The sequence below is a fragment of the Rothia sp. (in: high G+C Gram-positive bacteria) genome, assembly GCF_015265375.1.
Classification (GTDB): Bacteria; Actinomycetota; Actinomycetes; order Actinomycetales; family Micrococcaceae; genus Rothia.
Map to the genome: position 1 here is coordinate 1 of NZ_JABZXW010000110.1, position 1,873 is coordinate 1,873.

Sequence of the window (1,873 nt, forward strand, 5' to 3'; positions counted from 1 at the left end):
GTCGCGTCTGCCGTGAAATCCTCTGGCTTAACTGGGGGCGTGCGGTGGGTACGGGCAGGCTTGAGTGCGGTAGGGGAGACTGGAACTCCTGGTGTAGCGGTGGAATGCGCAGATATCAGGAAGAACACCGGTGGCGAAGGCGGGTCTCTGGGCCGTTACTGACGCTGAGGAGCGAAAGCGTGGGGAGCGAACAGGATTAGATACCCTGGTAGTCCACGCTGTAAACGTTGGGCACTAGGTGTGGGGGCCACCCGTGGTTTCTGCGCCGTAGCTAACGCTTTAAGTGCCCCGCCTGGGGAGTACGGCCGCAAGGCTAAAACTCAAAGGAATTGACGGGGGCCCGCACAAGCGGCGGAGCATGCGGATTAATTCGATGCAACGCGAAGAACCTTACCAAGGCTTGACATGTGCCGGTCGGCTCCGGAGACGGGGTTTCCTCCTTGTGGGGCCGGTTCACAGGTGGTGCATGGTTGTCGTCAGCTCGTGTCGTGAGATGTTGGGTTAAGTCCCGCAACGAGCGCAACCCTTGCCCTATGTTGCCAGCACGTGATGGTGGGGACTCGTGGGGGACTGCCGGGGTTAACTCGGAGGAAGGTGGGGATGACGTCAAATCATCATGCCCCTTATGTCTTGGGCTTCACGCATGCTACAATGGCCGGTACAGAGGGTTGCGATACTGTGAGGTGGAGCGAATCCCTTAAAGCCGGTCTCAGTTCGGATTGGGGTCTGCAACTCGACCCCATGAAGGTGGAGTCGCTAGTAATCGCAGATCAGCAACGCTGCGGTGAATACGTTCTCGGGCCTTGTACACACCGCCCGTCACGTCACGAAAGTTGGTAACACCCGAAGCCCATGGCCTAACCGTTTTTGCGGGGGGAGTGGTCGAAGGTGGGATTGGCGATTGGGACGAAGTCGTAACAAGGTAGCCGTACCGGAAGGTGCGGCTGGATCACCTCCTTTCTAGGGAGCCCGTTTAGGGGGATGCGCACTTAGCTATTGTGGTTGGGTGTGTGTTTCTTGTGCCTGCATTTTGACGCTACCTGTTGTGGGTGGTGGGTGTGGGTGCGTTTGGGTTGGGTATAGGAACGAAGCAAGCATGCTGTCGGGTTCACGTTCAACACCTGTTGGGCGCTTAGCCCACGACTGGTGATGCCAGATGGTTTGTCTGGTGCCTCCGGTTGTGTGGTGTGTTGTTTGTGATCTGTATAGTGGTTGATGAGCATCTTTATTGCAATGTGAAACCTATTCTCTAGGACTTTTATTGTTTTAGGGTTTGTTTTTGTTGTTTTTTGTGTCTGTGGTTTTGTTAGTTTTAGTGGGCATTCGGTGGATGCCTTGGCACTCAGAGCTGATGAAGGACGTGGCGGTCTGCGATATGCCTTAGGGAGTTGACGAGCGAGCGTTGATCTAAGGATTTCCGAATGGGGGAACCTAGCTGGTGTTATGGCCAGTTACCACTGCCTGAATGAAATAGGGTTGTGGGGGGAACGCGGGGAAGTGAAACATCTCAGTACCCGTAGGAAAAGATATTCCGTGAGTAGTGGCGAGCGAAAGCGGAGGAGGCTAAACCTTGTGCGTGTGATAGGCGGCGGCCGTTGCGCATGGGGTGTTGTGGGGCATGATCGTCTACCTTCTGCCGGGGGTGGGCATGGCGTGTTGTTGGTGGTTGAACCTCTTGGGATGGGGGACCGTAGTGCGTGATAGTCGCGTAGGCCAGCCGGTGACATGTTGTGTGGGTTGTGTTCCCGAGTAGTGCGGGACTCGTGAAATCTCGTGTGAATCTGCCAGGACCACCTGGTAAGCCTAAATACTACTGAGTGACCGATAGTGCATAGTACCGTGAGGGAATGGTGAAAAGTACCCCGGGAGGGGA

The 1,873-nt window shown here is 55.7% G+C and carries 2 rRNA genes; both read left to right on the forward strand.

What is annotated here, in order from left to right:
- Nucleotides 1–960, forward strand: a 16S ribosomal RNA gene (locus HXO69_RS08915); the annotation flags it as partial.
- A gap of 343 nt (nucleotides 961–1,303) precedes the next feature.
- Nucleotides 1,304–1,873: ribosomal RNA gene (locus HXO69_RS08920) — 23S ribosomal RNA — on the forward strand; the annotation flags it as partial.